Source organism: Bradyrhizobium sp. (assembly GCF_035309285.1).
Taxonomy (GTDB): domain Bacteria; phylum Pseudomonadota; class Alphaproteobacteria; order Rhizobiales; family Xanthobacteraceae; genus Bradyrhizobium.
Genome location: NZ_DATGFH010000127.1, coordinates 1 through 3397 on the forward strand (window position 1 = coordinate 1; position 3397 = coordinate 3397).

Consider the following 3397-nt stretch of genomic DNA (forward strand, 5'->3'; position numbering starts at 1 on the left):
TCCAGAAGCGGATCAACGCACGCATCACGGTGGCAGGCGCCTGCCGGCTGGAAATCATCAGGCTGTGCCACGGCTCGACCAAGGAAACCTCCAAATCGATCCCGTGCCTGCTCGCAGCCAAGGGCGTCAGTCGGAATTGCACCCAGGCCACGATCGATGCGGGGTACCGCTGATGCGCCTGCGCGGCCTCGCTTTGCTCCTGACATTTGCCGCCAGCATCGCGGCGTCCACGCCTGCCTCGCGCGGCCAGGCGGCCGCGCCCGCGGCGCCGGCCCGCGACGATATCGTCAACACGCTGAGCAAGTTCGACAGCGGCCCCGATCTCGACATCGCGGCATTGAAGCAGACGGTGCTCGAAAAATCCCGGTCCCGCTCCAGGAAGGAGCCCGAACCATCGAAACGGCCATTGGTCGTACCCGACATCGTCAGTCTGCCGACCTTCAATTTCAACATCCAGTTCGACGTCGACACACCGGTCATCCTGCCGGAATCCTATGAAACGGTCGGCCGCCTGGCTGACGCGCTCGTCAATGCGCCGCTCTTGCCCTACACCTTCCTGATCGTCGGCCACTCGCAGTCCACCGGCAAGCGCGAGGCCAATGTGATCCTGAGCCAGCGCCGGGCGGACGCGATCCGCGACGTCTTGATCAACACCTTCAAGATCTCGTCCAAGCGGCTGCAGTCGCTCGGCCTTGGTGAGGAGCAATTCATCGACCAGGCGCATCCGACCTCGTCGGTCAATCAGCAGATCCAGGTCGTGACCATCGGAAAACTGCCGGAAGAGGCCGCCCCCCCTGCCGCGACACCTGCTGCCAAGAAATCGGCGAAGAAGAAAAAGAAATAACCTGCCTAACCGGCCGATTGCGGAAGGCTTTTTCGCTTCCTATCTCCGGATGCCTGCCTTTTTTCCCGCCTCGAAGCCGACCGATGTGTCGTGTCTGCTTTCCGGTTTAACCTCAGCCCCCGCATGCCCCCGATCATTTCTGTCGCCAATCTGTCGAAGACCTATGCCTCCGGCTTCAAGGCGCTGAAAAACATCAATCTCGACATCAACAAGGGCGAGATCTTCGCGCTCTTGGGTCCGAACGGCGCCGGCAAGACCACGCTGATCTCCATCATCTGCGGCATTGCCAACATCAGCGAGGGCAGCGTCAGCGTCGGCGGCCATGACATCAGGGACGATTATCGCGCCGCGCGTTCCCTGATCGGCCTGGTGCCGCAGGAATTGCACACCGACGCCTTCGAGACCGTGTGGGCGACGACGAGCTTCAGCCGCGGCCTGTTCGGCAAGCCGAAGAACCCGGCCCATATCGAAAAGGTGCTGAAGGACCTGTCGCTGTGGGACAAGAAGGATTCCGCGATCCGCACGCTGTCCGGCGGCATGAAGCGCCGCGTGATGATCGCGAAGGCGCTCTCGCACGAGCCGCAAATCCTGTTCCTCGACGAGCCGACCGCGGGCGTCGACGTCGAATTGCGCAAGGGCATGTGGGAAGTGGTGCGCGCGCTGCAGGCCTCCGGCGTCACCATCATCCTGACCACGCACTATATCGAGGAAGCCGAAGAGATGGCCGACCGCATCGGCGTCATCAACAATGGCGAGATCATCCTGGTCGAGGAAAAGGCCAAGCTGATGCAGAAGCTGGGCAAGAAACGCCTCACCGTTTATCTGCAGGGCAAGATCGACGCCGTGCCCGACGCGCTTGCGCCCTACAAGCTCGAAATCTGCGATGGCGGCCGTGCGCTGATCTACGACTACGACACCAAGGGCGAGCGCACCGGCATCACCAGCCTGCTCGGCGACCTCCGCGCCGCCGGCATCCGCTTCTTCGATATCGACACCAGCCAGTCGTCGCTAGAAGACATCTTCGTCAGCCTGGTGCACGCGCCATGAACGTCCGAGCCGTCCGCGCAATCTACAGATTCGAAATGGCCCGCACCGGGCGGACGCTGCTGCAAAGCATCGTCTCGCCCGTGGTGTCGACCTCGCTCTATTTCGTGGTATTCGGCGCGGCGATCGGCTCGCGCATCACCCAGATCGAAGGCGTCAGCTACGGCACCTTCATCGTGCCGGGTCTCGTGATGCTGTCGGTGCTGACGCAGAGCATCGCCAACGCCTCCTTCGCCATCTACTTCCCGAAATTCGTCGGCACCATCTATGAAATCTTTTCCGCGCCGGTCTCCTCGTTCGAGATCGTGCTCGGCTATGTCGGGGCGGCGGCGACCAAATCGGTCATCCTGGGGCTGATCATCCTCGCGACCGCGGGCTTGTTCGTTCCGTTGCACATCCACCATCCGGTCTGGATGCTGATCTTCCTGGTGCTGACGGCCGTGACCTTCAGCCTGTTCGGCTTCATCATCGGCATCTGGGCCGACGGCTTCGAGAAGCTGCAGATGATCCCGATGCTGGTGGTGACGCCGCTGACCTTCCTCGGCGGCAGCTTCTACTCGGTGAACATGCTGCCCTCGGGCTGGCGCACCATCACGCTGCTCAATCCGGTGGTCTATCTGATCAGCGGCTTCCGCTGGAGCTTTTACGAAATCTCCGACGTCAGCGTCGCGTTGAGCGTCGGCATGACGCTGTCGTTTCTGGTCACCTGCATGATCGTGGTGTGGTGGATCTTCAAGACCGGTTATCGGCTGAAGAATTGAAGGGCCCAATTGCCGCGATCCGCGCGAAAACGGCTTCACACGCCAGATTAAGCCCTGCCAACGCCATGTTTGTGGCCGCCTGCGCATTAACGAGGGTGCGCCACTGGAACCATTGGGGCGTTTCGGGCATATTGGCTGCCGGGGGGACGGTGGTGGCGGGGCGATCAGGGCAAGAAAGCCCAAGGCTTGGAGGCCAAAAGTAACATGCGTTCCTTCCTTATTGCGGTTGCGGGTTTAATACTGTTCGCCACCAGCACCACCCAGGCCAAAGTTTTCATCACCGTCGACAAGGATGCGCAGATGATGACCGTCGCGGTCGATGGCGCGGAGCGCTACCGATGGCCGGTTTCGACCGGCATTCCATCGTACGAGACGCCGAGCGGAAGCTTCCGCACCTTCCGCATGGAGGAGGACCACTTCTCCAAGGAATTCGACGACGCGCCGATGCCGCACTCGATCTTCTTCACCAAGATCGGCCACGCCATCCACGGCACCGATTCCGAGAGCCGCCTCGGCACGCCGGCTTCGCACGGCTGCGTACGGCTGTCGCGCGCCCACGCTTCGACGCTCTATGCGCTGGTCGAGCAGCAGGGCGTGCTCAATACCACGGTGACGCTGACCGGTTCGGCCCAGGTCGCGCTGGCGCGCAATCCGCCGCGCAGCAATGCCGTCGCACGCCGCGAAGCCGCCCAGCCCTATGCTCCGCGATATGAAGGTGTCGGCGAACCTGTCGCCCTGGCGCCGCAGG

Annotated in this window: 4 protein-coding genes; all 4 read left to right on the forward strand. The window is 62.3% G+C overall.

What is annotated here, in order from left to right; all coding sequences use genetic code 11:
* Nucleotides 1-172 precede the first annotated feature (172 nt).
* Nucleotides 173-844, forward strand: coding sequence for an OmpA family protein (locus VKR55_RS23740; RefSeq protein ID WP_324407146.1), 672 nt, complete (start codon nucleotides 173-175; stop codon nucleotides 842-844).
* 123 nt (nucleotides 845-967) lie between these two features.
* Nucleotides 968-1891 carry an ABC transporter ATP-binding protein gene (locus tag VKR55_RS23745; protein ID WP_324407148.1) on the forward strand — a complete coding sequence of 308 codons (924 nt, stop codon included), beginning with the start codon at nucleotides 968-970 and terminating at the stop codon, nucleotides 1889-1891.
* Entirely contained in the window at nucleotides 1888-2649 is a 762-nt protein-coding gene (locus tag VKR55_RS23750) for an ABC transporter permease (RefSeq protein ID WP_324407150.1), read from the forward strand. The genes VKR55_RS23745 and VKR55_RS23750 overlap by 4 nt, the downstream gene beginning before the upstream one ends.
* 204 nt (nucleotides 2650-2853) lie before the next feature.
* Nucleotides 2854-3397 (forward strand): L,D-transpeptidase (locus tag VKR55_RS23755; protein WP_324407151.1); only part of this gene is annotated, 544 nt, incomplete at its 3' end.